At 74.5% G+C, this 24,006-nt stretch carries 20 protein-coding genes and 1 pseudogene; 9 read left to right on the forward strand and 12 right to left on the reverse strand.

The features are described 5' to 3' along the window. Positions 1–118 precede the first annotated feature (118 nt). From ACIQUQ_RS00860 to ACIQUQ_RS00880, 5 genes are all read left to right on the forward strand, one after another. Positions 119–3,985 carry a nitrate- and nitrite sensing domain-containing protein gene (locus ACIQUQ_RS00860; RefSeq protein WP_403969584.1) on the forward strand — a complete coding sequence of 1,289 codons (3,867 nt, stop codon included), beginning with the start codon at positions 119–121 and terminating at the stop codon, positions 3,983–3,985. After that, positions 3,982–4,458 (forward strand): roadblock/LC7 domain-containing protein, encoded by a 477-nt coding sequence (locus tag ACIQUQ_RS00865; RefSeq protein ID WP_403969586.1) that lies wholly within the window; start codon positions 3,982–3,984, stop codon positions 4,456–4,458. Before ACIQUQ_RS00860 ends, ACIQUQ_RS00865 begins: the two co-directional genes overlap by 4 nt. Beyond that, on the forward strand, positions 4,455–4,826 hold the full coding sequence (locus ACIQUQ_RS00870) for a DUF742 domain-containing protein (RefSeq protein ID WP_399945413.1): 372 nt from the start codon (positions 4,455–4,457) through the stop codon (positions 4,824–4,826). The genes ACIQUQ_RS00865 and ACIQUQ_RS00870 overlap by 4 nt, the downstream gene beginning before the upstream one ends. Then, entirely contained in the window at positions 4,807–5,439 is a 633-nt protein-coding gene (locus ACIQUQ_RS00875) for a GTP-binding protein (RefSeq protein WP_403969589.1), read from the forward strand. The genes ACIQUQ_RS00870 and ACIQUQ_RS00875 overlap by 20 nt, the downstream gene beginning before the upstream one ends. Before the next feature lie 120 nt (positions 5,440–5,559). Further along, positions 5,560–6,894 carry a styrene monooxygenase/indole monooxygenase family protein gene (locus tag ACIQUQ_RS00880; RefSeq protein WP_403969592.1) on the forward strand — a complete coding sequence of 445 codons (1,335 nt, stop codon included), beginning with the start codon at positions 5,560–5,562 and terminating at the stop codon, positions 6,892–6,894. Here the strand turns inward: ACIQUQ_RS00880 and ACIQUQ_RS00885 are convergent. From ACIQUQ_RS00885 to ACIQUQ_RS00900, 4 genes and pseudogenes are all read right to left on the reverse strand, one after another. Continuing rightward, positions 6,873–8,261, reverse strand: a pseudogene (locus tag ACIQUQ_RS00885) (NlpC/P60 family protein); the annotation flags it as partial. The gene ACIQUQ_RS00880 and the pseudogene ACIQUQ_RS00885 overlap by 22 nt on opposite strands. A gap of 85 nt (positions 8,262–8,346) precedes the next feature. Continuing rightward, a complete protein-coding gene (locus ACIQUQ_RS00890) occupies positions 8,347–8,628 on the reverse strand; it encodes a hypothetical protein (RefSeq protein WP_403969595.1) in 282 nt (93 codons plus the stop codon). A gap of 215 nt (positions 8,629–8,843) precedes the next feature. After that, the gene (locus tag ACIQUQ_RS00895) at positions 8,844–9,560 is read right to left on the reverse strand and encodes a TetR/AcrR family transcriptional regulator (RefSeq protein WP_403969600.1); all 717 of its coding nucleotides are present in this window, start codon (positions 9,558–9,560) and stop codon (positions 8,844–8,846) included. A 49-nt stretch (positions 9,561–9,609) separates the two neighbouring features. Then, positions 9,610–10,539 carry a diiron oxygenase gene (locus tag ACIQUQ_RS00900; RefSeq protein WP_403969603.1) on the reverse strand — a complete coding sequence of 310 codons (930 nt, stop codon included), beginning with the start codon at positions 10,537–10,539 and terminating at the stop codon, positions 9,610–9,612. A 180-nt stretch (positions 10,540–10,719) separates the two neighbouring features. On the opposite strand from ACIQUQ_RS00900, the gene ACIQUQ_RS00905 reads away from it, so the two are divergent. Continuing rightward, positions 10,720–11,826, forward strand: a complete 1,107-nt coding sequence (locus ACIQUQ_RS00905; protein WP_403969606.1) for a ferritin-like domain-containing protein — start codon at positions 10,720–10,722, stop codon at positions 11,824–11,826. Positions 11,827–11,921: 95 nt separating this feature from the next. On the opposite strand, the gene ACIQUQ_RS00910 is transcribed toward ACIQUQ_RS00905, so the two are convergent. The 3 genes from ACIQUQ_RS00910 to ACIQUQ_RS00920 all read right to left on the reverse strand — a co-directional run bounded on the left by ACIQUQ_RS00910 (position 11,922) and on the right by ACIQUQ_RS00920 (position 15,441). After that, the gene (locus ACIQUQ_RS00910) at positions 11,922–12,380 is read right to left on the reverse strand and encodes a DUF3291 domain-containing protein (RefSeq protein ID WP_403969609.1); all 459 of its coding nucleotides are present in this window, start codon (positions 12,378–12,380) and stop codon (positions 11,922–11,924) included. A gap of 149 nt (positions 12,381–12,529) precedes the next feature. Then, complete coding sequence (locus ACIQUQ_RS00915) at positions 12,530–14,008, reverse strand: penicillin-binding transpeptidase domain-containing protein (protein ID WP_403969612.1); 1,479 nt, start codon at positions 14,006–14,008, stop codon at positions 12,530–12,532. Between the two features lie 59 nt (positions 14,009–14,067). Continuing rightward, entirely contained in the window at positions 14,068–15,441 is a 1,374-nt protein-coding gene (locus ACIQUQ_RS00920) for an FtsW/RodA/SpoVE family cell cycle protein (protein ID WP_403969615.1), read from the reverse strand. 96 nt (positions 15,442–15,537) lie between these two features. Here ACIQUQ_RS00920 and ACIQUQ_RS00925 point away from each other — a divergent pair, with 96 nt between their 5' ends. Both ACIQUQ_RS00925 and ACIQUQ_RS00930 read left to right on the forward strand, forming a co-directional pair. Continuing rightward, positions 15,538–15,963 carry a DUF6325 family protein gene (locus ACIQUQ_RS00925; protein WP_403969618.1) on the forward strand — a complete coding sequence of 142 codons (426 nt, stop codon included), beginning with the start codon at positions 15,538–15,540 and terminating at the stop codon, positions 15,961–15,963. Positions 15,964–16,256: 293 nt separating this feature from the next. Continuing rightward, positions 16,257–16,487, forward strand: coding sequence for a hypothetical protein (locus ACIQUQ_RS00930; protein WP_403969621.1), 231 nt, complete (start codon positions 16,257–16,259; stop codon positions 16,485–16,487). Between the two features lie 168 nt (positions 16,488–16,655). Here ACIQUQ_RS00930 and ACIQUQ_RS00935 read toward each other — a convergent pair whose 3' ends face one another. From ACIQUQ_RS00935 to ACIQUQ_RS00945, 3 genes are all read right to left on the reverse strand, one after another. Further along, positions 16,656–17,855 carry an ATP-binding protein gene (locus ACIQUQ_RS00935; RefSeq protein WP_403969623.1) on the reverse strand — a complete coding sequence of 400 codons (1,200 nt, stop codon included), beginning with the start codon at positions 17,853–17,855 and terminating at the stop codon, positions 16,656–16,658. Between the two features lie 278 nt (positions 17,856–18,133). Further along, positions 18,134–18,991, reverse strand: coding sequence for a hypothetical protein (locus ACIQUQ_RS00940; protein WP_403969626.1), 858 nt, complete (start codon positions 18,989–18,991; stop codon positions 18,134–18,136). Between the two features lie 947 nt (positions 18,992–19,938). Next, complete coding sequence (locus ACIQUQ_RS00945) at positions 19,939–20,289, reverse strand: hypothetical protein (protein WP_403969629.1); 351 nt, start codon at positions 20,287–20,289, stop codon at positions 19,939–19,941. Between the two features lie 997 nt (positions 20,290–21,286). Here ACIQUQ_RS00945 and ACIQUQ_RS00950 point away from each other — a divergent pair. After that, a complete protein-coding gene (locus tag ACIQUQ_RS00950) occupies positions 21,287–22,078 on the forward strand; it encodes a nuclease-related domain-containing protein (protein ID WP_403969632.1) in 792 nt (263 codons plus the stop codon). Between the two features lie 93 nt (positions 22,079–22,171). Here ACIQUQ_RS00950 and ACIQUQ_RS00955 read toward each other — a convergent pair whose 3' ends face one another. Together ACIQUQ_RS00955 and ligD are read right to left on the reverse strand one after the other, a co-directional pair. Next, positions 22,172–23,053 (reverse strand): ATP-dependent DNA ligase, encoded by an 882-nt coding sequence (locus ACIQUQ_RS00955; RefSeq protein ID WP_403970530.1) that lies wholly within the window; start codon positions 23,051–23,053, stop codon positions 22,172–22,174. After that, positions 23,053–23,958, reverse strand: a complete 906-nt coding sequence (gene ligD / locus ACIQUQ_RS00960) for a non-homologous end-joining DNA ligase (RefSeq protein ID WP_403969635.1) — start codon at positions 23,956–23,958, stop codon at positions 23,053–23,055. The genes ACIQUQ_RS00955 and ligD overlap by 1 nt, the downstream gene beginning before the upstream one ends. Positions 23,959–24,006 lie beyond the last annotated feature (48 nt).

Below are 24,006 nucleotides of genomic sequence, written 5' to 3' on the forward strand. Positions count from 1 at the left end.
AAGCGGTACGAGGGGGCGGAGGCGTTTACTTGTTGACCGGCCGTCACCTCGGCCACGGGTCCCCCCGGACGAAGCCGGGGGCGAGTAGACGAGCACACGTACAGGATTGCGAGCACCGGTGCAGAAGAAGCGGTCTCGGAAGAACGGCAGCGCCCCAGCGGGAGCGGAGCGCACCGGAGACGCGACGGGCACCGGCGGCAGCGCCGGCCGCCCCGTGCGCGTACGCAGCCGGCTGGTCCTCGGCGTCGCCGTAGTCGCCCTCGCGGTCGCCGGCGCGGGAACCCCCGCTCTGATCGCCGCCTCGGCCGAACTCAACGACTCCCAGCGGCTGGTCACCCTCGCCGAGCACACCCGCGCCACGGTCACCCTGGCGCACGCCCTCGCCGACGAGCGCGACGCGGTGGTCGCGTACGTCGCCGCCGGCCGCGCGGGCAAGGCCCAGGCGCAGGTCAAGCAGCGCGCCGAGCGCGTCGACGGACAGATCGAGGAGGCCCGCGACGGCGCGGACGCCGACCTCGCCCGCACCCTCGACCGCGTCGCCGCCGTCCGCAAGGCCGCCGTCTCCGGCAAGGGCTCCGCCACCGCCGCCGGGACCGCGTACTCCGAACTCCTCGGGGAGCTCCTCGCCCCCGCCGGCGCACTCGCCGAGCGCACCCCGCCGCGCGCCTCGGCCGCCCTCGCCACCAGCCGCGCCCTCGACCCGCTCAGCCGGGCCGTCGAGCAGGCCTCCGCCACGCGCGGCCTGCTCCTCGCCGCCCTCGCCGTGCCGGAGGGCGAGGAGCCGGGCACCGTCTACAACCCGGTCACCGGCCGGTACGAGGACGCGCCGCCCAGCGGCGAGGAGAAGACCCGCGACGAGCTGACCGCAGCCGCCCAGCGCGCCCGCGTCCGGGAGCAGGCGGCCCTGGAGGACTTCGACCGCGCCGCCCGGCCCGACGTGCGCGAGACCCTCGCCGCCACCGTCAGCGGCCCCGAGGTCAAGGCCGCCGAGGCCTTCCTCGCCAAGCTCACCGACGGGCCGCGGCTGTCCGCCGCCGAGCGCAAGCTGGACGCGGAGGCGGTCTCCGCCGCGCTGAGCGCCCGTATCGACCGCATGCGCTCGGTCGAGTCGACCCTCACCGCCGAGCGCGCCACCGCCCTCGCCGCCCTCCGCGACGACGACGTGACCTCCGGAGAGGTGCTGCTCGGCCTGGTCGGCCTGCTGGTACTGGTCTCCGTCGGCGTCTCCACCGCGGTGGCCCGCACCCTCACCCAGCCCCTGTCCGTGCTCAGGCGCGGTGCGGAGCGGCTGGCGTCGCCGGACCACGAGGGCGGCTCCGACCCGGTCCGCTTCACCGGCCGCAACGACGAGTTCGCCGCCGTGGTCCGGTCCCTCAACGAGATCCACGCGCGGGCCGAGGCACAGTCCACCGCGCTGCACACCCGGATCGCGGGCCTCGACGCCGACCGCCGCCGCCTGATCGGCCGCAACGACGCGCTCAGCGCCGCCAAGACGGCCCTCGACAAGGAGCTCGCCGAACTCAAGGCGAACCTGGAGGAGCACCGCAAGATCCTGCTCACCACCTCGGTGTCGCTGTCCCTGCGCACCCTCGGCCTGGTCGAGCGGCAGCTGACGGTCATCGAGCAGCTGGAGGCCAAGGAGCAGGACCCGGACCGGCTCGCCACCCTCTTCAAGCTCGACCACCTGGCGACGGTGATGCGCCGCCACAACGAGAACCTGCTGGTCCTCGCCGGCCAGGAGCACGGCCCCGGCCAGTCGGGCCCGGTGCCGCTGGTGGACGTGATGCGGGCCGCGATCAGCGAGATCGAGCGGTACGACCGGGTGGACCTCCAGGCCCTTCCCGCCTACACGCAGGTCGCCGGGCACGCCGCCGACGACGTCTCGCACGTGGTCGCGGAGCTGCTGGAGAACGCCACGACCTTCTCGCCGCCGGACGCCAAGGTGAAGGTGTCGGGCTGGACGACGGACGCCGGCTCTGTCGTCGTGTCCGTGCAGGACGGCGGCATCGGCGTCACCGAGGACCGGCTGGCGCTGCTGAACGCCCGGCTGGCCGACCCCGAGGCCTTCGAGCAGGAGGACGAGGCGGAGCACGGCCTGGGTCTGGGCCTGTACGTCGCCGGCCGGCTGGCCGCGCGGCACGGCGTCACCGCCGAGCTGCGGGCGCAGCGGGGCGGTGGCACCGAGGCGCTGGTCGTCGTACCGGAGGCCCTGCTGCCTACCGCGCCGCCGGCCCAGCCGGAGTACCGCCTGGGCGTGCCGGGGGCCCCGGAGCTCCAGCTGCCGGGGATCGTGGCCGAGGCCAACTCGAACGTGCTGCCGCCGAGGTTCCGGTCCGTGGCCGAGCCGGCGGGCTCCGGGTCCGCGGGCTCCGTCCCCGGCGCCCGGGAGGCCGAGCACGCGGCGGCCCCGGAGGCCGGTGCCGTGCCGGAGCCCGTACGGGAGGACCGCCCCGACCCCGAGGAGCCGGAGCCCGTCCCGGGCACGGCCGACGTCTTCGTGGTGCCGGGCACCGCGACCGGGCAGGCTGCGGCCGCCGAGCCCTCGTCCGTACCCGAGCCGGTACGGGAGGACCGCCCCGAGCCGTCGGCCGTCCCCGGCACGGCCGACGTGTTCGTCGTACCCGGCAGCCGACCCGAGCCCGAGCCCGAGGCTGCGGCGCAGGTGGACGACTGGCCCCTGGCCGACGCCGAGCCGCCGGCCGACGCGGAGCCCGTGGCCGACGTGGCCGAGCCCGAGGCCGACGACCGGCCGTCGGCCGACGTGGAGCCCGTGGCCCACACCCGGCCGGAGGCCGACGACTGGCCGCTGGCCGAGCCCGAGCCCGTTGCCGAGGCCACGGCCCCCACAAGCTCCGAGTCCCTGGCCGGTGGCCGGCGTTCGCGCCGCGCCGGTGGTGACGACTGGCCCATCGACGACGCCGGGTCCGTCGCCGAGGCCGGGTCCCGGCCCGAGGCGCACGCCGAGCCCGAGGCCGACGACTGGCCGCTGGCCCAGCCTGGTGCCGAGTCCGAGTCCGAGTCCGAGTCCGAGTCCGAGTCCGAGCCCGCCTCCGAGGCCCACGCCAAGTCCCTGGCCGGTGGCCGGCGTTCGCGCCGCGCCGGTGGTGACGACTGGCCGGTGGCCGGTGCCGAGCCGGCCGTCGACGCGGAGCCCGTCGCCGAAGCAGAGCCCGAGGCGCACGCCGCGGGCGGGGCCGACGTGGAGTCCGACGCCCGCTCCGGGTCCGAGGCCGTGGCCCGTGGCCGGCGTTCGCGCCGTGCCGGTGGTGACGACTGGCCCCTCGGCGACGCCGGGCGCGTCGTCGAGGCCGAGTCCGGGGGCGACGACTGGCCGCTGGCCGAGCCCGAGCCCGTTGCCGAGACCACGGCCCACGTGGGGTCCGAGCCCGCGGCCCCTGGCCGGCGTTCGCGCCGCGCCGGTGGCGACGACTGGCCGCTCGCCGACGCGGAGCCCGAGGTGCAGCCCGAGTCCGAGCCCGAGGCGGACGACTGGCCGCTGGCCCAGCCCGGGGCCGAGACCGTGCCCGAGCCCGAGGCGCACGCCGCGTCCGGGGTCGACGCCGAGACCGAGGAACGCGCCGCGGACGGGGCCGCGCCCGCGGCCGGCGGCGGGGCCGAGCCCGACGCGTGGGTGCTCGCGGCGCCACTGCCGCGCCAGGCGGCCGCCGGTGACGACGACCCCCACCGGCACGACAGGACCGCCGGCCCCGAGCAGGAGTCCGACGAGGACACCGAGGAGCTGGAGCGCCCGCTCGTCACCGACAAGGGGCTGCCCAAGCGCACCCCGCGTGTCGTCGAGCACGGCGCGCAGGACGTACGGAAGCCTGCCGCGAGGGTCGACGCCGAGGAACTGCGGCGCCGGCTCGGGGGGTTTTACCAGGGGGCCCGTGACGGGCGCCGCGTCGTGGACGCGGAGCTCGCCGAAGAAAGGCAGCGGCAGCGGGCCGAGGACGAGGGGGACACCGTCGAGGAGGCACGCACGTGACCGCGCCCAGTACGTACGGACTGAGCACCCAGGCCCGCAACCTGCAGTGGCTGTTGACCGACCTGGTCGAGGAGGTGCCAGGGCTGCTCTCGGTGGCCGTGGTCTCCTCGGACGGGCTGCTGCTGCTGTCCTCCGACCCAGGACAGGCGGACGCGGAACGACCCGGGACCAAGGGGCCGCGGGGGGCCTCCGCCGATCTCGCCACCATCGTGTCCGGGCTGGGCAGCCTGACCGTCGGTGCCGCCCACCTGATGGACGGCGGCGGCGTCAAGCAGACCATGGTCTCCATGGAGCACGGCAGCGTGTTCGTCATGGCGATCAGCGACGGTTCGCTGCTCGGGGTGCACGCCACGCCCGACTGCGACATGAGCGTCGTCGCGTACCACATGGCCCTGTTCGTCGGCCGCGCCGGACACGTCCTGACCCCCGAAGTCCGCAGCGAGCTGCGCCAGTCCATGGAGAGAAACCCGTGACCTCCGACCGGCTGCCGATACGCGGGGCGGACCGCCGCCCCGCCCGCGTCCGGCCGTACTCCCTGACCGGCGGGCGCACCCGCTTCGGTCACGTCCTGCTCGTCGAGACCTTCGTCGCGACCCTGGACGCCAAGGAGGGCCCCACGGCCCGCACACCCGAGATGCGCGCCATCGTCGAGGTGTGCCGCCGCATGCGTACGGTCGCCGAGATCGCAGCGCTGCTCAAGCTGCCGCTCGGCGTCGTGCGCGTGCTGCTGAGCGACCTCGCCGACCAGGGAAGGATCCGCGTCTACGGCACCGGACACGGCACCGGCCGCCCCGAACGCGCACTGCTGGAAAGGGTGCTCGATGGGCTCCGCCGTCTCTGAACCGATGCTCCCCGTCCCCGCCGAGGCCGACGAGGGCGTACAGCCCTGGCAGTACGACCGCTCGCGCGCGCCCATCGCCGTCAAGGTGCTGGTCGCGGGCGGCTTCGGCGTGGGCAAGACCACCTTCGTCGGCTCGATCTCCGAGATCACCCCGCTGCGCACCGAAGCACTGATGACCGAGGCGAGCGTCCCCACCGACGACCTCACCTCGACGCCGGCGAAGAACACCACCACGGTCGCGATGGACTTCGGCCGGGTCACCCTCGACGACGACCTCGTGCTCTACGTGTACGGCACCCCGGGCCAGGAGCGCTTCTGGTTCATGTGGGACGACCTGGTGCGCGGCGCCATCGGCGGCATCGTGATGGCCGACACCCGCCGGCTGCCCGACTGCTTCCCCGCCCTCGACTACTTCGAGAGCTGCGGACTGCCGTACGCGGTGGCCGTCAACCACTTCGAGGGCAGCCGGTCCTTCGAGCCCGAGGACGTCCGCGAGGCCCTCACCATCCCGCCCCACGTGCCGGTGGTGATCATGGACGCGCGGAGCCGGGTGACCGTACTCGAGTCGCTGCTCACGCTCGTCTCCCACGCGCTCGACAACACCCCCGAATAGCCCGCGGCCCAGACCCAGGCCCAGGCCTCGGCCTCGGCCCGGGTCCAGGCCCGGCCGAGCTCAGCCCAGCCCAGCCAGACCAGCCCAGCGCCCTGCCCCCACAGCCGGAGAGACATCGCCATGCGGAAGATCCTCATCGTCGGAGCCGGACAGTCCGGCCTGCAGCTCGCCCTCGGCCTCCAGGCCAAGGGGTACGAGGTCACCCTGATGTCGAACCGCACGGCCGACGAGATCCGCTCCGGCAGGGTCATGTCGACGCAGTGCATGTTCGACACCGCCCTCCAGCACGAGCGCGACCTGCAGGTCAACTTCTGGGAGACCCAGGCCCCGAAGATCGAGGGCCTGGGCGTCTCGGTCGCCGCTCCCGACGGCAGCCGCCCGGTCGACTGGCTCGGCCGCCTCAAGGGCTACGCGCAGTCCGTGGACCAGCGCGTGAAGATGGCCGGCTGGCTCGACACCTTCGCCCAGCGCGGCGGTCAGCTCGTGATCCACGGCGCCGCCGTCTCCGACCTGGACTACTTCGCGCGGACCTACGACCTGGTGCTGGTCGCCGCCGGCAAGGGCGAGCTGGTCTCGATGTTCGGCCGCAACGCGGCGCGCTCCCCGTACGACGCCCCGCAGCGCGCGCTGGCCGTCTCGTACGTGCACGGGCTGGGCCCCCGGGCCGAGCACCCCGAGACCGAGGCCGTCCGCTGCAACCTGGTCCCCGGCGTCGGCGAGCTCTTCGTGATGCCGACCCTGACCACCTCCGGCCGCGCGGACATACTCTTCTGGGAGGGCCTGCCGGGCGGCCCGGTGGACGCCTTCCAGGGCGTCAAGGACCCGGCCGAGCACCTGGCGCTCACCCTGGAGCTGATGGAGAAGTTCGTGCCCTGGGAGTACGCCCGTGCCACCCGGGTCGAGCTGACCGACGCCGGCGGCACGCTGGCCGGCCGCTACGCCCCGGTGGTCCGCGACCCGATCGGGCGGCTGCCCGGCGGCGGCCTGGTGCTGGGCGTCGCCGACGTCGTCGTCGCCAACGACCCGATAACCGGCCAGGGCTCCAACTCGGCCGCCAAGTGCGCCGCCTCGTACCTCTCGTCGATCCTGATGCACGGGGACAAGGAGTTCGACGAGGCCTGGATGAGGGCCACCTTCGACAAGTACTGGTTCACCACCGGCAAGCCGGTCACCCAGTGGACCAACGCCATGCTGGGCGTGCCGCCGGAGCACGTGCTGGGCCTCATCGGCGCGGCCGGGCAGCTCCAGCCGGTGGCCGACCGGTTCGCCAACGGCTTCGACAACCCGGCCGACTTCGACCACTACTTCTACGACCCGGAGGACGCGGCCGACTACCTGGCCGAGGTGTCCGCCTCCGTGGCCCCGGCCGCCTCCGCGGCGGGCGCCTCCTCGGACGACGGCCTCACGGCGGACGAGGGCCTCACCTCGGACGAGGGCGCCTCCTCCGACGAGTAGCCCGCGTCGCCGTCCGCCCCTTCGCCGGACCCCGCCTCCGCCGCCCCCTGGGCGGGCAGCGGCGGCGGGGAGAACTCGGCGAGCGGCTCGCCCAGCGGGTCCGGGCGCACGGCGCCCAGCAGCGGGTTCGCGGCGATGGGGGAGACCTTGACCCTCGCGCCGGGCCGCGGGGCCTGGATCACCTTCCCGCCGCCGATGTAGAGCGCCACGTGCGTGGCCTTGGGGAAGTACAGCACCAGGTCGCCGGGGCGCAGCCGGTCCAGTGGCACCCGCGGCAGCTGTGCCCACTGCTCCTGGCTGGTCCGGGGGATGGACCGACCGGCGTGCGCCCACGCCTGCGAGGTGAGCCCGGAGCAGTCGAAGGACGCCGGGCCCTCGGCGCCCCAGACGTACGGCTTGCCGATCTGCTCGACCGCGTAGGCCAGGGCCCGGCCGCCCTCCGGGGTCGGGTTGCGGGTCGACTTCCCCTCGCCCAGGCGCCCGGAATCCTCCAGCTCCTTCTGGGCCTTGTCGTCGCCCGCCTTCTCCAGGGCGGTCAGCGCCGCGATCTGCTCGGCGCTCAGGGAGGCCAGCAGCCGTTGTACCTCGGCGAGCTGCCGGTTCACCTCGTCGCGCTGCTTCTTCCGCTGCGCGGCCAGGGTCTGCTGGGCGTCCAGTGCCTTGCGGGCCTGGGCGGCGAGCGCCCCGGCCTGCTTCTCGGCGCCGGTGAGCCGGGCCAGCAGGCGGGCCTGGTGGACCGCCTCGCGCCGGGCCAGCCGCCGTTCGTCCACGGCCTGCTGGGGACTGCCGGAGAGGAGCATGCGGACGTACGGGGAGAACGCCGCCGATCCCTGGTACTGGCTGCGCGCCAGCTGTCCGGCGGCGGCCCGGGTGGCGCCGAGGGCGTTGCGGGCCTTCCCCAGCTCCCCGCTCAGGCGGCGTTCCTCCGCCTGGCTCGCCTTCAGGGTGACCTCGGTGGCGTTGTACGCCTCGCTGGCCTCCTCCGCCTTCTGGTACAGGCCCCGGAGGCGGGTCAGCAGCCCGGCCACGGAGCCGTCGGCAGCCGCCGGGGTGCCGGCCGGGGCGGTGCCGTCGGGCTCCGGGGCGCCGGCCGGGGTGGCGTCGGCCGCCGGAGCGTCGGCCGGCGTGATGTCGTCATCGTCCTCCGCCGAGCCGCCGCCGGCCGTGTCCCCTGCGTGGGGTGCGGCGCCCGGGCCCGGCTCGCCGGGGGTCCCGTACGCGTCCTCGGCCCCCGGCCCGGCCGGCCCGGGTGCCCGGAGCGCGGCCCGGGCGTCCGGACCGGCCGCCACCGGGCTCGGGGTGGCGAGGGCCAGCGCCACGCTCGTGGTCGCGGCCGCGCAGACGAGCCGCAGGAGCCGTCCCGGCATGTGATCACCTCTCCGTGTCTCGGGAGGGGATCGTGGCACGCGAAGTAGTACGAATCGGCCAACCGGGTCGGCGGTGCCGGGGTCATCACCCTTCTGGCGCAGGCGGGGTGGGCTTGGACCAGGGCCACTTGAGGCGCCGCCGCTCGCCCGTCGGGTCCCACTCGTACTTCCAGCCGGTCTGCAGGCCAAGGCGCTTGGAGTAGCCCGCCGGGACCCGGCGGTAGACCAGGACCGTCGGGGGGCCGCCGTCCGGGTCCGGGACGGGGATCTCGTACGTCTTCGGGGGGTGGCCGGTGGGGCCGACCAGCACCGGCAGCACCCGGCCGTCCATCGGGCCGCCCTCGAAGGGGGTGTTCTCGCTCTTCACGTCACCAGTCTCACAGCCCCGGCGGGCCGGTGGCTCCGGCGGTTCCGGTGGTCCGGCGGCCCCGGCTGTCCGGAGGGTCCGTCTGCTCTGGTCGCCCCGGTTGCCCCGTTGCCCGGTTGCCGGGTTGCCCGGTTGCCCGGTTGCCGGGTTGCCCCGGCAGTCCGGGCCGCCCGGGCAGTCCGGGCCGCTCGTGCGGTCCGGCCGCCCCCTGCGGCTCACAGCAGGTGCGCCGCCTCCGAGACCACCGGGATCACCCGCCGGGCCAGCACGCCCACCGGGCCGTCGCCCTCCTCCAGGGCCAGTGCCACGCGGGCCACCTCGGCGGTCTCCGGGTCGGTCGCGGCGGTCACCGTCAGCAGGGCGACGAACTGGTCCACCAGCCAGTCCCGCAGCTCCTCCACCGGCGGCTGCTTGCCCTCGTCCAGCCAGATCAGCGAGGCCGCCTCGACGGCCGTGATCCAGGTGCGGACCATCATCCGCAGCCTGGAGCCCGGCCGCTCCACGGCGAGGTGCACGAGTATCTGCTCGGCGGCCGCCCGCCGCACCCCGTCCACGGTGGCCGTGGTCCGGGAGGTCTCGGCGACGCTGCCGCCCTGCAGGAGGGCGGCGAAGCCGGTGGCGTGCTCGTCGACGAAGGCGAGGTAGCGGTCCAGCGCCTCGGCCAGCCGGCGGCTCAGCGGGCCGGTCTGCGGCTGCGCGAAGCAGTGCTCCAGGGCGTCGGCCGCCGTGCGCAGCGCGGCCTCGTACAACTGCTGCTTCCCGCCCGGGAAGTACCGGTACACCAGCGGCCGCGAGACCCCGGCCGCCTCGGCCACGTCGTCCAGCGACACGTCCTCGGGCGCGCGGTGGGCGAAGAGCGACAGGGCCGCCTCCAGCAGCTGGCCCCGCCGCTCCTCCACGCTCAGCCTGCGGTACGTCGTCCGGGTCGTCATGCCCGGCAGCGTAGCCGCCGGGGGCCGGTGCGCGGGGGGTGTCCCGCCGTCAGGCGAGCAGCCCCGAGCTCTTCCACAGCCGCCGGCCGACGCCGCGCAGCACGCCGATGTCGTCCAGGAAGTCGGTGAGCCGCTTCGCGCCGGTCTGCATGACCTCCCGGCGGTGGCCGCTGGCCTTGACCTGCGCGACGGCCTCGCGGCGGTCCAGGCCGACGTTGTCGTAGACGGCCGGGTTGACGAAGGCGAGGGAGAAGACGCGGGCCGCCTCGCCGCAGCTGATCCGGGTCAGCTCCTGCTCCCAGCGCGGGGCGGTGAGCATCTGCCGGCGCAGCTCCTCGCGGGCGTACCGGACGTGCCGGGCCTCCTCGACCACGTGGATCCGGGTGACCCCGCGCACCAGCGGCTGGATGCGCTCGTCCGGGAAGGTGAGCCGCTGCATCCAGTCGAGGATCTCCTCGCCCAGCAGGGTGCAGGCGAAGGAGCCGGGGGTGGTCGAGATCGTCTTCAGCACGCGGGCGAGGTTGTGGTTGACCCTGGACACCGGGTACGCGGGCGCCCCGCCCGCCTTGATCATGCGGGCGAACATCATCGAGTGGCGGCACTCGTCGGCTATCTCGGTGAGGGCGTAGCGGACGTGATTGCTGGTCAGGGACTTGTCGTAGATGTGCCGGACCAGCAGCTGCATCAGGATGATCTCGAACCAGATGCCGAGGGAGGCGAGGGCGGCCGCCTCGTGGCGGGCCAGCTCCATCCGCTGCTCCTCGGACATCTTCTTCCAGAGCGGGGTGTCGTACAGCGACACGAGCTCCGGCGGCCAGTACCACTTGCCCTCGACGGGCGGCGCCTCCCAGTCGAGTTCCTTGTCGGGGTCGAAGGAGTGCTTGGCGGAGGACTCCAGCAGCCGCTCGGCGATCTGCTCACGGTCCTTCAGCAGGCCGAGGGCGTCGCGCAGGACGGTGCGGTCGGTCACGGTCGTCATGGGGTCGGACACCTCGTGAGTGGGTTACCAGCGGTCACCCACTTATGAGACTCCCTGTCAGCAAGGTCGTCAATCCCCTGCGCGCGAGTTGTTGACCCCGCGTCTACCAACGTGTGAACCTGCCAACGATCCACTCCTGTACGGCAGTCCGCGACCGCAACGCGAGACAAGGGGGCGTCAGTGTCGACGCACGAGCTCTACACCACCCGCCCGGACGAGGGGATCTGGCAGATCCCGTCCTCCGGTTCCGCCCGCTTCACCTGGGAGTACGCCGACGGCCGCGAGCGCCTCCTCGCCCTCTACCAGAAGGGCAAGGACAAGCAGTGGGACGGGGCCAAGCGCATCGACTGGGACATCGAGGTCGACCCGTACGACCCCCTCGGCACCCCGGACGAGGTGCAGACCCTCTACGGCACCCGGCACTGGGCGAAGCTGACCGACCGGGACAAGGGCGAGCTCCGCCGGCACTACGCGGCCTGGAACTTCAGCCAGTTCCTGCACGGCGAGCAGGGCGCGATGGTCTGCGCGGCCCGCATCGTGGAGTCCGTGCCCGACCTGGACGCGAAGTTCTACTCCGCCACCCAGACCATGGACGAGGCCCGGCACGCCGAGATCTTCTCCCGCTTCCTGCACGAGAAGGTCGGGATGCTCTACCCCGTCAACGACAGCCTCCAGGGCCTGCTCGGCGACACCCTGCGCGACTCCCGCTGGGACATGCCCTACCTCGGCATGCAGGTGCTGATCGAGGGGCTCGCCCTGGCCGCCTTCGGGATGATCCGCGACACCACCGACAAGCCGCTGCCCAAGCAGATCCTCGCGTACGTCATGCAGGACGAGGCCCGGCACGTGGCCTTCGGCCGGATGGCCCTGCGCGACTACTACCGCCAGCTCTCCGACGCCGAACTGCGCGAGCGCGAGGAGTTCGTCATCGAGGGCTGCCACCTCATGCGTGACCGGCTGCGCGGCGTGGAGGTGCTGGAGAACTTCGGCATCCCCCGGAAGGAGGCCGAGGAGTACTCCGAGCAGTCCGAGTTCCTGCACCTCTTCCGCAAGCTGCTGTTCAGCCGGATCGTGCCGTGCGTGAAGGACATCGGCCTGTGGGGCGAGCGGCTCCAGAAGGCCTACCTCGACATGGGCGTCTTCGAGATGGGCGACTCCAACCTGGACCTGCTGATGGCCCAGGACGAGGAGCTGGCCGAGGCCCTGGACCGCGAGCGCTTCGCCGCCGAGGAGGCCGCCCGCGTTGCGGAGGTCCGGGACGCCATCGAGGAGGGCGCCCGGCCGTAGACGACGCTCGGGCGTGGACGGGCTCGGGCGCGGACGGCGCTCGGGCGTGGACGGGCTCGGGCGCGGACGGCGCTCGGGCGTGGACGGCGTCCGGGCTACGCCGGCGGCGGGAAGGGCGTACGGAGCGAGAAGGCGTACGGGCCCGGGCCGTGCTCGCGGAGGTGGCGCAGGCGCTCCTCCGCGTCCCGCACGGTCGGGCGTACGCCGGCCTCCACCCACCACAGGGCCGTGACCGTCTCGGTGAGGTGCTCGAACCACTCGCGGCGGCGGGCCAGGAACTCGCGGTGCAGCCCCTGGTACATGAACGCGTGCAGCGCCTCGGCGTCCCGCCAGACCGACATGTTCACGATGAGCGAGTCGTCGCCGAGCACGGACACGGCGGTGGCGTTCCCGGAGTCGTCCTGGAGCCGCCAGACGAAGCCGTCGGCCGCGTCGGCCACTGCGTTGACGGGTTCGAGCCCGTCCATGAACTCCTTGAACTCCGCGGAGTCCAGCGGGTACTTGGGTCGTCCTATGTTCACCTGGGCCAGTTCGTGACGGGCGGATTCAGTCATGCCCGCACCCTAGGCACGGACCCGGGCGTTCCGGCAGCGGCTGATCAAGGAGTGGGACGCCGGGGGGCGGTGGCGGCTGATCAAGGTGTGGGGCGCCGCGGGTGGGTGGCGGGATCAGGGAGTGGGGTGCCGGGGGTCGGCGGCGGCTGTCAGGGAGTGGGACGCCGGGGGTCTGTGGCGAGCGCGGCCTCCATCACGGCCCGCGCGATCGGCGCCGCGCTGCTGTTCCCGCTGATGTCCCCCCGGTCCGCCTCCGCGTCCTCGACCACCACGGCCACGGCCACCGCCGGCAGCGGGGACCCTTCCGGCTTGGCCCAGGCGATGAACCAGGCGTACGGGGTGCCGGCGTTCCCGACGCCGTGCTGCGCGGTGCCGGTCTTGCCGCCGACCTCCGCGCCGGGGATGGCCGCGTTCCGTCCGGTGCCCTCCTCGACCACCCGCCGCATCAGCTCCTGGAGCCGCAGCGCGGTGGCCGGGTTCATGGCGCGGCCGAGGGTGCGCTGGCCGCCCTGGCGGACGACGTCCCCGTCGTCCTGGGTGGTCCGGTCCACCAGGTACGGCTGCTTCAGCTCGCCGCCGTTGGCCACGGCCGCCGCCACCATCGCCATCTGGAGCGGGGTGGCCTTGGTGTTGAACTGCCCGATCGAGGACAGCGCCAGCTGGTCCCGGCTCATGTCGGTGTCGAAGTTGGAGCGGGACACCCAGGACGGCACGCGCAGCCCGGCGTCGTTGAAGCCGAATCGTTCCGCCGCCTCGACCATCCCGCGCAGTCCCACCTGGACGCCGATCCTGGCCATCACCGTGTTGCAGGACCACTGGATCGCCTCGCCCATCGAGGCGTCCTCGCACCCCGTGGACGCGTTGGGCAGCACGGTGGTGGTGCCCGGCAGGACGTACGGGTCGGGGGTGCCGGTCGGCGCGTCCACGTCCGTGACCACCCCCGCGTCCAGCGCCGCCGCCGCGGTGACGACCTTGAAGGTGGAGCCCGGCGGGTAGGTTTCGCGCAGTGCCCGGTTGAGCATCGGCCGCGTGGGGTCCGCGTTCAGCCGCGACCAGGCCTCCCGCACCGACGCCCCGGTGCCGGAGAGCACCGCGGGGTCGTACGAGGGGCTGCTGACCAGCGCGAGGATCCGGCCCGTCGTCGGCTCCAGCGCCGCCACCGCCCCGCGCCGTCCGGCCAGCCCGGTGAACGCCGCCAGCTGGGCCTGGGCCCGGATCGTGGTGACCGCGTCCCCGCCGGCCGGGCGGCCGCGGGTGAACTCGTACCAGAGCGGGAAGGCCGTGAGGCCCGGGTCGGTGCCGGAGAGCAGCCGGTCCTCGGCGCGCTCGACGAAGCTGGTGCCGTAGGTCTGCGAGGAGAAGCCGGTGACCGGCGCGTACAGCGGCCCGTTCCGGTACGTCCGCTCGTACCTCAGCTGCTGGCCGCTGTCCCGGGAGCCGGTCACCGGGCGGCCGTCGACCAGGATGTCGCCGCGCGGCTCGGCGTACCGGGCGATGCTGCCCCGCTTGTTGGCCGGGTTGTCGGTCAGGGAGCCGGCCCGCCAGATCTGCAGCCGGGTCGCGTTGACCAGCAGTGCGACGAGCAGGACGAGGCAGAAGACGGCCGACCAGCGGATGTAGCGGATCATGCGGCCTCTTCGTTCGGGGTGCGGCGGATCATGTGGCTGCCCGTGCCGGGTGCGGCGGATCATGCGGCCTCCTCGTCCCAGGGGACGGGTCTGCGGGCGCAGTCGCTGATCCTGACCAGCAGCGCCACGATGAGCCAGTTCGTCACCACCGACGAGCCGCCCTGGGCCAGGAACGGCATCGCCATGCCGGTGAGCGGGATCAGGCCGGTGACCCCACCGGCGATCACGAACACCTGCAGGGCCACGATGGCGCCGAGGCCGGTGGCGAGCAGCCGGCCGAAGGGGTCCCGCAGCGCCAGCCCGGCCCGGAAGGCCCGGGCGACGAGCAGCGCGTACAGCAGCAGGATCGCGGTGAGCCCGACCAGCCCCAGCTCCTCGCCCGCCGTGGCCAGGATGAAGTCGGACTTGGCGGCGAAGCCGATCAGCGTGGAGTGGCCCTCGCCGAGGCCGGTGCCGAGGGCGCCGCCCTCGGCGAAGGCGAAGAGCGACTGGGCGAGCTGGCCGGGTCCCTGGCCCGCCTCGATGGAGGCGAATGGATTCAGCCAGTCGTCCACCCGGCTGTTCACGTGCGGTTCCAGGGTGCCGACCGCGAAGGCGCCGAGGCCGGCCAGCAGCAGTCCGATGGCGATCCAGCCGATGCGGCCGGTGGCCACGAACAGCATGATCACGAAGAGGCCGAAGAACAGCAGCGAGGTCCCCAGGTCCCGTTCCAGGACCAGGACGCCCACGCTGAGCAGCCAGATCGTCAGGATCGGCGCGAGCACCCGGCCGGGCAGCAGCCGGAACTTCCAGATCCGGCGGCCGGTGAGCGCGAGCGCGGTGCGGTTCGCGGCGAGGTACGAGGCGAAGAAGACGGCCAGCAGCACCTTGGCGAACTCGCCCGGCTGGAAGGAGAGGCCGCCGACCCGGATCCAGATGTGGGCGCCGTTGATCGGCGGGAAGAGCACCGGCACCAGCATCAGCAGCAGCGCGGCGGCCACCGACAGGTAGGCGTACCGCTGGAGCACCCGGTGGTCGCGCAGCAGGCAGACCGCGGCGACGAACAGCGCGAGACCGAGGCCCGACCAGACGAGCTGGTCGTGGGCGGCGGCGCGGCCGGGCGTGGCGAGGTCCAGGCGCTGGATCAGGACCAGGCCGAGGCCGTTGAGGAGCAGCGCGATGGGGAGGAGGAGCGGGTCGGCGTACGGCGCGAAGATGCGTACGGCCAGATGGGCGACCAGGGCCGCGGCGGCCAGTCCGGCGGCGAAGCGGCCGGCGTCCTCGGGGACCGTGCCGCGGAGGGTGAGGCCGACGCTCGCGTGGCCGAACCAGACGATCAGGACGGCGCCCGCGAGCAGGGCGAGCTCGACGCCCCTGCGCTTGGGGTGGCGTACCCCGGGCGGGGGCGGCGGCGGGGGGTTGTCCGCGGCCACCTTTGCCGTCAATGCGGTCATATCGGCAAGGTAGCAAGCAGCCGAAGCTTATGTCCCTTTATGTCATAGTGTGCTGAAGAAACGTCAGGAGTGGTTGCCGGATAGGCCGGAGTGGACATGGGCCCTGTGGAGTTCATCGTGCTCGCGTTTCCCGAGGAACAGCTGCGGGTGCAGGCGGTGGCCGCCGTGCTGGGGCTGCGCAAGACCGGGAACGTCCGGCTGATCGACGCACTGGTCGCCACGAAGACGGCGGCGGGTGAGGTGCTGGCCGCCGAACTCGACGAGTTCCAGGAGCTCCAGGGTGTGCTGGCGGGCCGCGAGGTCGCCCGGCTGATCGGCCCGGAGGACGTCAGGGAGGCCGCCGGCCTGCTGGAGCGCGGCAGCTGTGCGCTGCTGGTGCTGGTCGAGCACGTGTGGGCCGAGGACGCGGCGATCGCGGTACGGGCGGCGGGCGGCCGCATCGCGGGCTCGGTCCGCATCCCTCCGGAACGCATCGCGGAGGTGCGGGCGGCGCTGACGCTCGGGGGGAGCGTGCAGCCGTGAGCGGGGTGGCGGGGCGATGGTGGGGCGGGGCTGCGGGGGTGGGTCCGGTGGAGGGGGTGGGTCCGGTGGATTGCCGGTGGAGCGGGGTTGCCGGGGTGGGGCCGGTGGATTGCCGGTGGGGCGGGGTGCCGGCCGGTGGGCGGCCGGGTGGAGAGGAGTGCTGATGTTCATCCGGCCCGTACACACCACGGTCCGACCGGCCGAGCGCCCGGCGGGAGCGCCGCTGCTGCGAGGGAGCCTCGCGCGGGGTGCGTACGTCTGGGACGTGACGCCGGAGGAGGGGGAGGACGCGGGTGGCGTCGCAGGCGGTGGGCTGCCTGGTGAAGGTGACGCTGCTGGTGGTGGGCTGCGTGGCGTGGGTGGCGCTGTTGGTGCAGGGCTGCCTGGCGTTGCTGGTGCTGGTGCTGGTGCTGGTGCTGGTGCTGGTGCTGGTGGGGTGGGTGGTGGCAGTGGTGCTGCGGTGGGTGGTGGTCTGGCCGGTCAGCTCGCGCAGCTGGCCGCGCTGTCCCGTGAGGGGCTCCTGACCCCGGAGGAGTTCGCGGCCGCCAAGTCCCGCCTCCTGGCCCGCGAATAGACGGGCGGGGGCGCCCTCCGGTGCGCAAGGGGCGCCCCCGCCGTACTGCTTGTGCGGGGCGGCCTTGGGCTGCGTGGCCCGGGTCGGGTCGGGCCGGGTTGGGTCGGCTCGGCTCGCGTCAGGGTTCCGGTGTTGCCGGGGGCGGCGTCGGGAGGGTCAGGACTGCCTCTGCTCCGCCGTCGGGCGCGTTGCGGAACTCCAGGCGTGCGCCGATCACCTCCGCCTGGCCGGCCGCGATGGTGAGGCCCAGGCCGTGACCCTTGCCGCCGGCCTGCGGTTCCGTACGGAAGCGCTGCGGGCCGTGCGCCACCAGGTAGTCCGGGTAGCCGTCGCCGTGGTCCCGTACCGTCACGACCGGTCCGTGGACCGTCAGGACCACCGGTGCGCGCCCGTGCTTGTGGGCGTTCGCGACCAGGTTGCCCAGCACCCGCTCCAGCCGCCGCCGGTCCGTCTCGACGCACAGGTCCTCGACGATCACGACCTCGGTGTTCGTGCCCGACGCGCGTACGACCCGCTCCGCCAGCGGTGCGAGCCGGTGCACGTCGTTCTCGACCTGCTCGCTGCCCGAGTCCAGCCGGGAGATCTCCAGCAGGTCCTCGGTCAGCTGACGCATCGTCCGCACCCGCTCCTGCACCATCTGCGTCGGCCGGCCCTCCGGCAGCAGTTCGGCCGCCGCCGACAGCCCCGTCAGCGGGGTGCGCAGCTCGTGCGCCACGTCCGCGGTGAAGCGCTGCTCGCTCGTCAGCTTCGCCTGGAGCGTGGACGCCATGGTGTCCAGCGCCCCGGCGACCGTGGCCACCTCGTCCTGGTGCCGCGAGGGGTCCTCGGTACGGGGGTCCGCGACCCGTGCGTCGAGGTCGCCCTGGCTGATCCGCCGGGCCACGGTGGCGGTCTGGTGCAGCCGCCGAGTGACCCGGGTGACAGCGAAGGCGCCGATCAGCAGGGTGCCGCCGATGGCGAGCACCGAAGAGCCGATGATCGCGTTGTCGAGGCCGCTGATGGTCCTGGCGCTCTGGGTGTAGTCGATGGTGGTGGCCAGGGCCCGGCCGTCGGCCGGAGCCGCCGCCCACATGGTGGAGCTGCCCCGGAAGTCGGCCACCATCGTGCCGCGCGACCCGGCGACGGCCAGGGCGCGCAGCGAGGCCGGCAGCTCCGGCGGGTCGATGCCCGAGCCGGGCGGCAGGGCCTCGCCGGCCTCGTACGCGCGGGAGGCGTCGGTGAGCTTGGCGAGGGCCTTGTCCCGGGCGGTCTGCACGGTCTGGCGGGTGACCTCCACGTGCACGAGTACGCCGAGCACGGCCGCGAGTGCGCAGCACATCACGACGATGAAGCAGGCCGACTTCCAGGTGAGCGTGGCCGTCCAGGCGGGCAGGCGGGGGCGACGGGGGAGACGGGGGTGGCGGGGGCGACTTGGGTGGCGGGGGTGGCGGGGGTGGCGGGGGTGCCCGGACCTCGACCGTGTGGCGTGCTTCCGGCGGGGGGTGGGTGTGGGGGAGGAGGCGGAGGTGGAGGCGGAGGCGGAGGTGGGGGGCTGGGGGCCGGATGCCGCCGGGTCCCCGTCGCCCGTTGTTCCAGCAGCGGTCGTGTCGTCGGCGGTCACGGTGCGGTCCCGGGGGAGGTTGCCGGAGAGGCGGCGGGCCGCTTCGGGCCGCGCGGCTGCGCCACACGCACGATCTGGTCGCGGGTGGGCAGCATCGTGCGCTGCTTCTCGTCCCAGGACCAGGCGATGATCCACTCGTAGCCGGGGTTGCCGCCGGGCACGCGGAGGATGACGTCCCGGCCGGCCAGCTCCACGCCGATCACGGACTCGATGGTGCCCATGATGCGGTTGAGCCGGCCGTCCGGGTCGGCGGTGAAGGCGCGGACCGCGAGCTGCCGGTCGGGCAGCTCGATGCCGATGATCAGCTCGTCGCGGCCGTTACCGGTCAGGTCGCGGTAGTACGGGGCGAGCACGGGGCACTTCGGGGCGCCGGCCCGCGTACAGGTGCCGATCGCGGCGATGGTCTCGGGCGGCATCGCGTCGGGTCCCGTGACGGTGCTCGCGGCCTCCTCGATTTCAGCCTTGACCAGCGCCACGGGGTCGACCTGGTGGACGTTCTGGCCGGTGACGGGCGGGATGCCGGTGACGTACTCGGGCGGGGCGCCGGCCGGGTCGGCGGGCAGCACGGAGGCGCCCTGGCGCTGCGGCCACAGGTGCACCGGGCCGCTGGCGATGGGGGTGGGCCCCGCGCTCTCCAGCCGCCCGGAGCCGCCGCAGCCGGTGGCGAGCAGGGCCAGGGGGAGGGCGAGGGTGAGGGTGATGAGCGTGGTGAGGGTGGGGTGGCGGGTGCGGGCGGTGCGGGAGGGGGTGCGGGCAGTCCCGGCCGGGGTGCGGGCCGCTTTCGAGGTGCGGGCCGCGGTCGGGGTGCGGTCGGGGGGCTGGGGCGCCCCGGACGGCGTACGACGCGGCTTCACGGGCCTCCTGTGTGCGGCTCGGGGCCTCCGCGTGAGGGCGGTGGTCGCCTCGGCGACGGCCGGGCGACCAGGTCGCGTCCGCGTGGAGGACGGTGTGTTCCTGGTCCGGGTCCTGGTCCGGGTCTTGGTCCGGGTCCGGGTCCGGGTCCTGGTCCTGGTCTTGGTCCGGGTCTTGGTCCGGGTCCGGGTCCTGGTCCGGGCGGTGGTCGCCGGTGGGCGAGCCGCCGCGGGTGATCGGCCGGAGCTCCGGCCTCTCGGTGGCACCGTAAACCTTATTCGGCGTGAAGTCCCTTTTGTCCAACTGGGGATCCTGGGCTGCGTGGGGCGGCTGTCCGCGCAGAGTGTTGGGCTGCTGGGCTGGTGTGCGACGCCGAGACGCTGCCAGACCTTCTGCCTACGCCCCGCGCACGCCACTGCCGAATCCGAGACAGCAGGAGCCACAGGAGCCACAAGAAGCCACAGGAGCCACAGGAGGACGCAGCGACCGCGACACGCACAGCCGCTGCGCGGCTGGCCCTCGCTTCGGTGGTGGGTCGTGTGGTGTGTGGGTCCCCTCGGTGCTTGACCCGTCGTGGCCTGCAGGCCCTGCGGCAGGCCCACCCCTGGGGCTTTGGGGCTTCGCCCTGGCCTTCGGCCACCCCAGGCCCGGGCCTGCCTCCGGACCAGCCTGCCACGACGCCTCAAGCACCTCCCCCACACACCACACGACCCACCAGGCCCTGCCAAGGAACCGGCGGCCGGGAGTCCAGGTGAGGCGAGCGCGAGGAGCCAGCGGCAATTGCGTGATCATGACGCGGCGAGCCCAGGGGACATCGTCCTGGCCTGTACGACCTGGCTCGCCGGTGCCGTACGCAGGCCGTCTGCGTCCGAGGCGGAATGACCACGGCTCGGCGTGCCCGGCGCCTGGGGCGGGGAACACCCGGCATCCGGATGGTGGGCCGGACTGGTCAGGAGGTCGTGCGGCCTCGGCGGAGCATCGCGAAGCCCAGGCCGGCGGCGCCGGCTGCGGCCATGCCTGCGCCTGCGCCGATCAGTACCAGGCCGTCGCCCGAGCCGTCCGCGGCGCCGGCCGGGCGCAGCGCCTCGACGCCGGCCCGGACCCCGGTGCGCGGGGCCGCTGCGGTGGTGACCTCGTGGCGGTCGGGGGTGGCCGTGGACACCAGGGCCACGCTCTGGACCGGCGTGTCGGTGCTCGGTGTGTCGGCGAGGGCGGCCGCGGCCGGCAGCGACAGCAGTCCGCCCGCCACGGCGGCGACGGCGGCGGCCCGGGCGGTGGTGCGGCGGCAGGTGCTGTTCACGGGAGAGTCCTCGGCGGTAGGAGTTCGGGCTGGTGAACCCACGCTAGGACTCGGGCGTTGCAGCGCCGCCCCGGCCGTGTAACGGCCACCCGACGCCGACCGCGCGAAGCCGTTACACAACCGCGCGCTTGCGGATCGCCGGGTGGGCTGCGGCCCTGCCCGACGCCGCGAGTCCCGGCCGGGCCCCACGCCGGCGGGCGGGCCCGGGCGCGGCAGACGGTGGCGGAGTCTGCCGAGGAGGAGCGAGGCGCGCCTGAGCCCGCCGCGTTCAGTGCTGTCGGCTGCCTGCCCCGGCACTCCCGGCCGACACGTCCCGGGCCGCTGGTACGCCCGGACTGTCGACCGCCCGGGCTGCGTATGCCCGCGCCGCGGGCCCGCCCGTCCCGTGCCGTGGTCTGTCCCGCACCGTGAGTACGCCCGTGGCGTCGGTGCGTCTCGCGCCGTCGGTACGCCCGCGTCGCCAGCCCGTCCCGTGTCGTCGGTGCGTCCCGCGTCGGGAGTGCGCCAGTGCCGTAGGTGCGCTTGCCCCGCTGGTACGCCGGTGCTGTCGGCACGTCCCGTGCCTTGGCGCATCCTGGGCCCCGGCACAATCCAGCCCCTCTGGCGTTTGAGGAGCGGGGGTCCGGGGGCGGAGCCCCCGAAAGGGGTCCGGGCGCAGCCCGGGAAACGGAGAAAGGGCGGGTAGGGGACCAGCCCCGCAGGGCAACGACCCGCACCCGACAGCTACCCGCACCCGGCACGGGGACCCGCACCCGGCACGGGAAGCGCACCCGGCAACGACGCCGCACCCCGCAGGGGCCCGGCACCCGGCACGGGAAGCGCACCCGGCAACGACGCCGCACCCGGCACGGGACCGGCACCCGGGACGGGCCCGCACCCCGCAGGGGACCGGCACGGGACCCGCACCCGGGACGGGAAGGGTCGGGGTCTTGCCCCGGGGGCGGTGGGCTGCTCACATGGCGGGAGCGGGACGTCGAGGGGGTCGGGGATGCGCGGAATGACGGTCACACCGGCACGCGGCAACGGGCTGGACCGCCTGTACGTCAGCCTGCCCGACGGCAGGAGCGTGGCCTGGTACGACCGGGACACCGGCCGCGTCAGCCTGCTCGGCCGGGAGCACGAGGAGGCGGTGCTGGCCGTGCTCGGCCCGTACCTCACCCGCTCGTACACGGTCGGCCCGCCGCCCGTGCCCGGCCGCGCCGAGCTGTTACGGCTGGCCCTTCCGCCGGACGACGACCTCGCGCCCAACCGGCCGGGCGAGAGTCTGCTCGGCGAGTTCGCGTACGGCACTCCCGGCCGCCGCGCCCGCGGCCTGCGGCACGACCTGCTGGCCCAGCAGCGCTTCGGGGCCGAGCTGGACACGCTGGAGGGGCTGGGCTGGCGGGTGCTGCATGCGGTGCCGCTGCCGGGCGCCGGCCCGGCCGGGATCGACCACCTGCTGATCGGGCCCGGCGGCGTACTGGTCGTCCGTACCGCCGCCGGCCGCCGCCAGCGGGCCTCCGTCGGGGACCTGCTGCTCACGGTGGGCCGCGCCGAACCGTCCCCCGGCCCCCGCTGGGTACGCCGCGCCGCGGCCCGAGCCGGGCACGCGCTGACGGCCGCGGTGCGCCCGGTGCTGGCCGTGATCGACGCGTCCCGGGTGGACGTGGCCCCCTCGCTGCGGGACGTCGAGGTGGTGCGGGAGGGCGGTGCGGCGGGCTTGGGCCGCCTTGCCGGTGTCCTGAAACCGGCCGACGTCGAAGCGCTGTACGGGCTGGCCCGCGACCGCCGCACCTGGCTCCGCGCCTGAGAGTGGCCCGGTTGCGCGCGCAGGCCCGCGGCCGCGGGATCGGGCCCGAGGCGGCTCGACCGGAGGTGCCGGCCGCCCGAGCCGGGTACCCCCTCACCCGTCCGCGCGGATCCGCAGCACCTCCGGCGGCGGGTGGCGGGTCGTGGCGTGGCGGACCTCCACCGTCAGCGGGGGGTCCAGGAGGCGGTACGGGAGTTCGCCGAGGCCCACCGCCGTGACCGTGCCCGCCGCCTCGGCCGGATGCTCCCGGCCTGCCAGCGCCTCGGCGGCCGCGGTGCGCAGGGCGCCCGTCAGGGGGCTGGAGACCACCGGGGTGTCGTCGTCGGGGAGGACCAGCACGAGGGCGCTGGGCCGGTGCGCCGTGCCGGTCCAGCCGACCGCCGCCGCGTCCGTCGTGTCGGTGTGGCGCAGCTTGCGCCAGGCCCGCCGCCCCGCCGGGTACGGCTGGTCGAGGCGCTTGATGACCAGGCCCTCGATCCCGCTGGCGGGCAGGGTCTCGTACCAGGTGGCGGCCAGGTCCGGGTCGGTGGTCATCGGCACCGGCTGGAGCGGCGGCCCCAGCGGCAGCAGCAGGTCCACCAGGAGCGCGCGGCGCTGCTCGTACGCGCGGGGCCGCAGGTCCAGGCCCGCCAGGTCGAGCACGTCGAAGGCGGCGTACGAGGCCGGGAGCGTCCGGGCGAGGGCGGCGGCCCGCGCCGAGGTGGCCGCCGCCCGGCGCTGCACCAGCGCGAAGTCGGTGCGCCCGTCGTGCCAGACCACCACCTCGCCGTCGAGGGTGGTCTCGGGCGGCAACTGCCGTGCCGCGGCCGCGAGATCGGGGAACGCCGCGGTGATGACGCGCCCCGAGCGGGCCTGCAGCACGACGTCGTCGGCGGTGCGCAGGACCACGACCCGGTGCCCGTCGAACTTCGGCTCGTACGCCAGACCGGCGCCGCGCGGCAGCGCGCGCACGGGGGCGGCGAGCGCGACGCGGATCACGGCGCGGCGTCCGGGTGCCGGGGGAGCGGCCGGGCCAGGCCGGGGTCGGACAGGGACGCGAAGAGGTCCCCGTCCCGGCCCAGCCGGGCGGTCACGTCGTCGGCCAGGAAGACCAGCTCGGCCGGGTGCCGGCAGGCCTCCACCTCCGCCCAGTCCACCGGTGCGGAGACGGTGGGCAGCGGCCGGGCGCGCAGGGTGTAGGGGGCCGCGGTGGTCTTGGCGGCGGCGTTCTGGCTGTGGTCGACGAAGACCTTCCCCGGCCGCAGGGCCTTGGCCATCTTGTGCACGACCAGCCCGGGCAGCTCGCGCTCGGCCTCCCGGGCGAGTGCCTTGGCGTACGCGGAGACCTCGGCGGACGGCGTGGGCTCCAGCGGGACCGAGAGGTGCAGGCCCTTGGAGCCGGAGGTCTTGGCGTACACGTGGAGGCCCTCGGCGGTGAGCCGCTCGCGCAGCCACAGGGCGGCTGCGCAGCACTCCACGACCGTGGCGGGCGGGCCGGGGTCCAGGTCGAGGAGCAGCCGGTCGGCGACGCCGGGGTTCCCGGCCCGCCACTGGTGGACGTGGAGCTCGACCACGAGGTTGGCGGCCCAGACGAGGGTGGGCAGGTCCTGTACGAGCACCTGTTCCGCCCGCTCGTCCTCGGAGCGGGGGACCAGGGCCGTCTTCACCCAGGCGGGCGTGCCCGGCGGCGGGTTCTTGCTGAAGAACCGCTGGCCCTCCACCCCGTCGGGGTAGCGCAGGAAGGAGACCGGCCGGTCGCGCAGGTGGGGGAGCAGGGCGTCCGCGACCACGGCGTAGTAGTGGACGACCTCGCCCTTCGTGAAGCCGCTCTCGGGATAGAGGACCTTGTCCAGGTTGCTGAGCGCGAGGCGACGCCCCTCCACCTCTGTGATCGGCGTCATACGATGAGACTGCCACGAACCCGGCATACAGGCACGAAAGGGAATCAT

The organism is Streptomyces sp. NPDC101118, from assembly GCF_044759445.1.
In the GTDB taxonomy this organism is placed as follows: Bacteria; Actinomycetota; Actinomycetes; order Streptomycetales; family Streptomycetaceae; genus Streptomyces.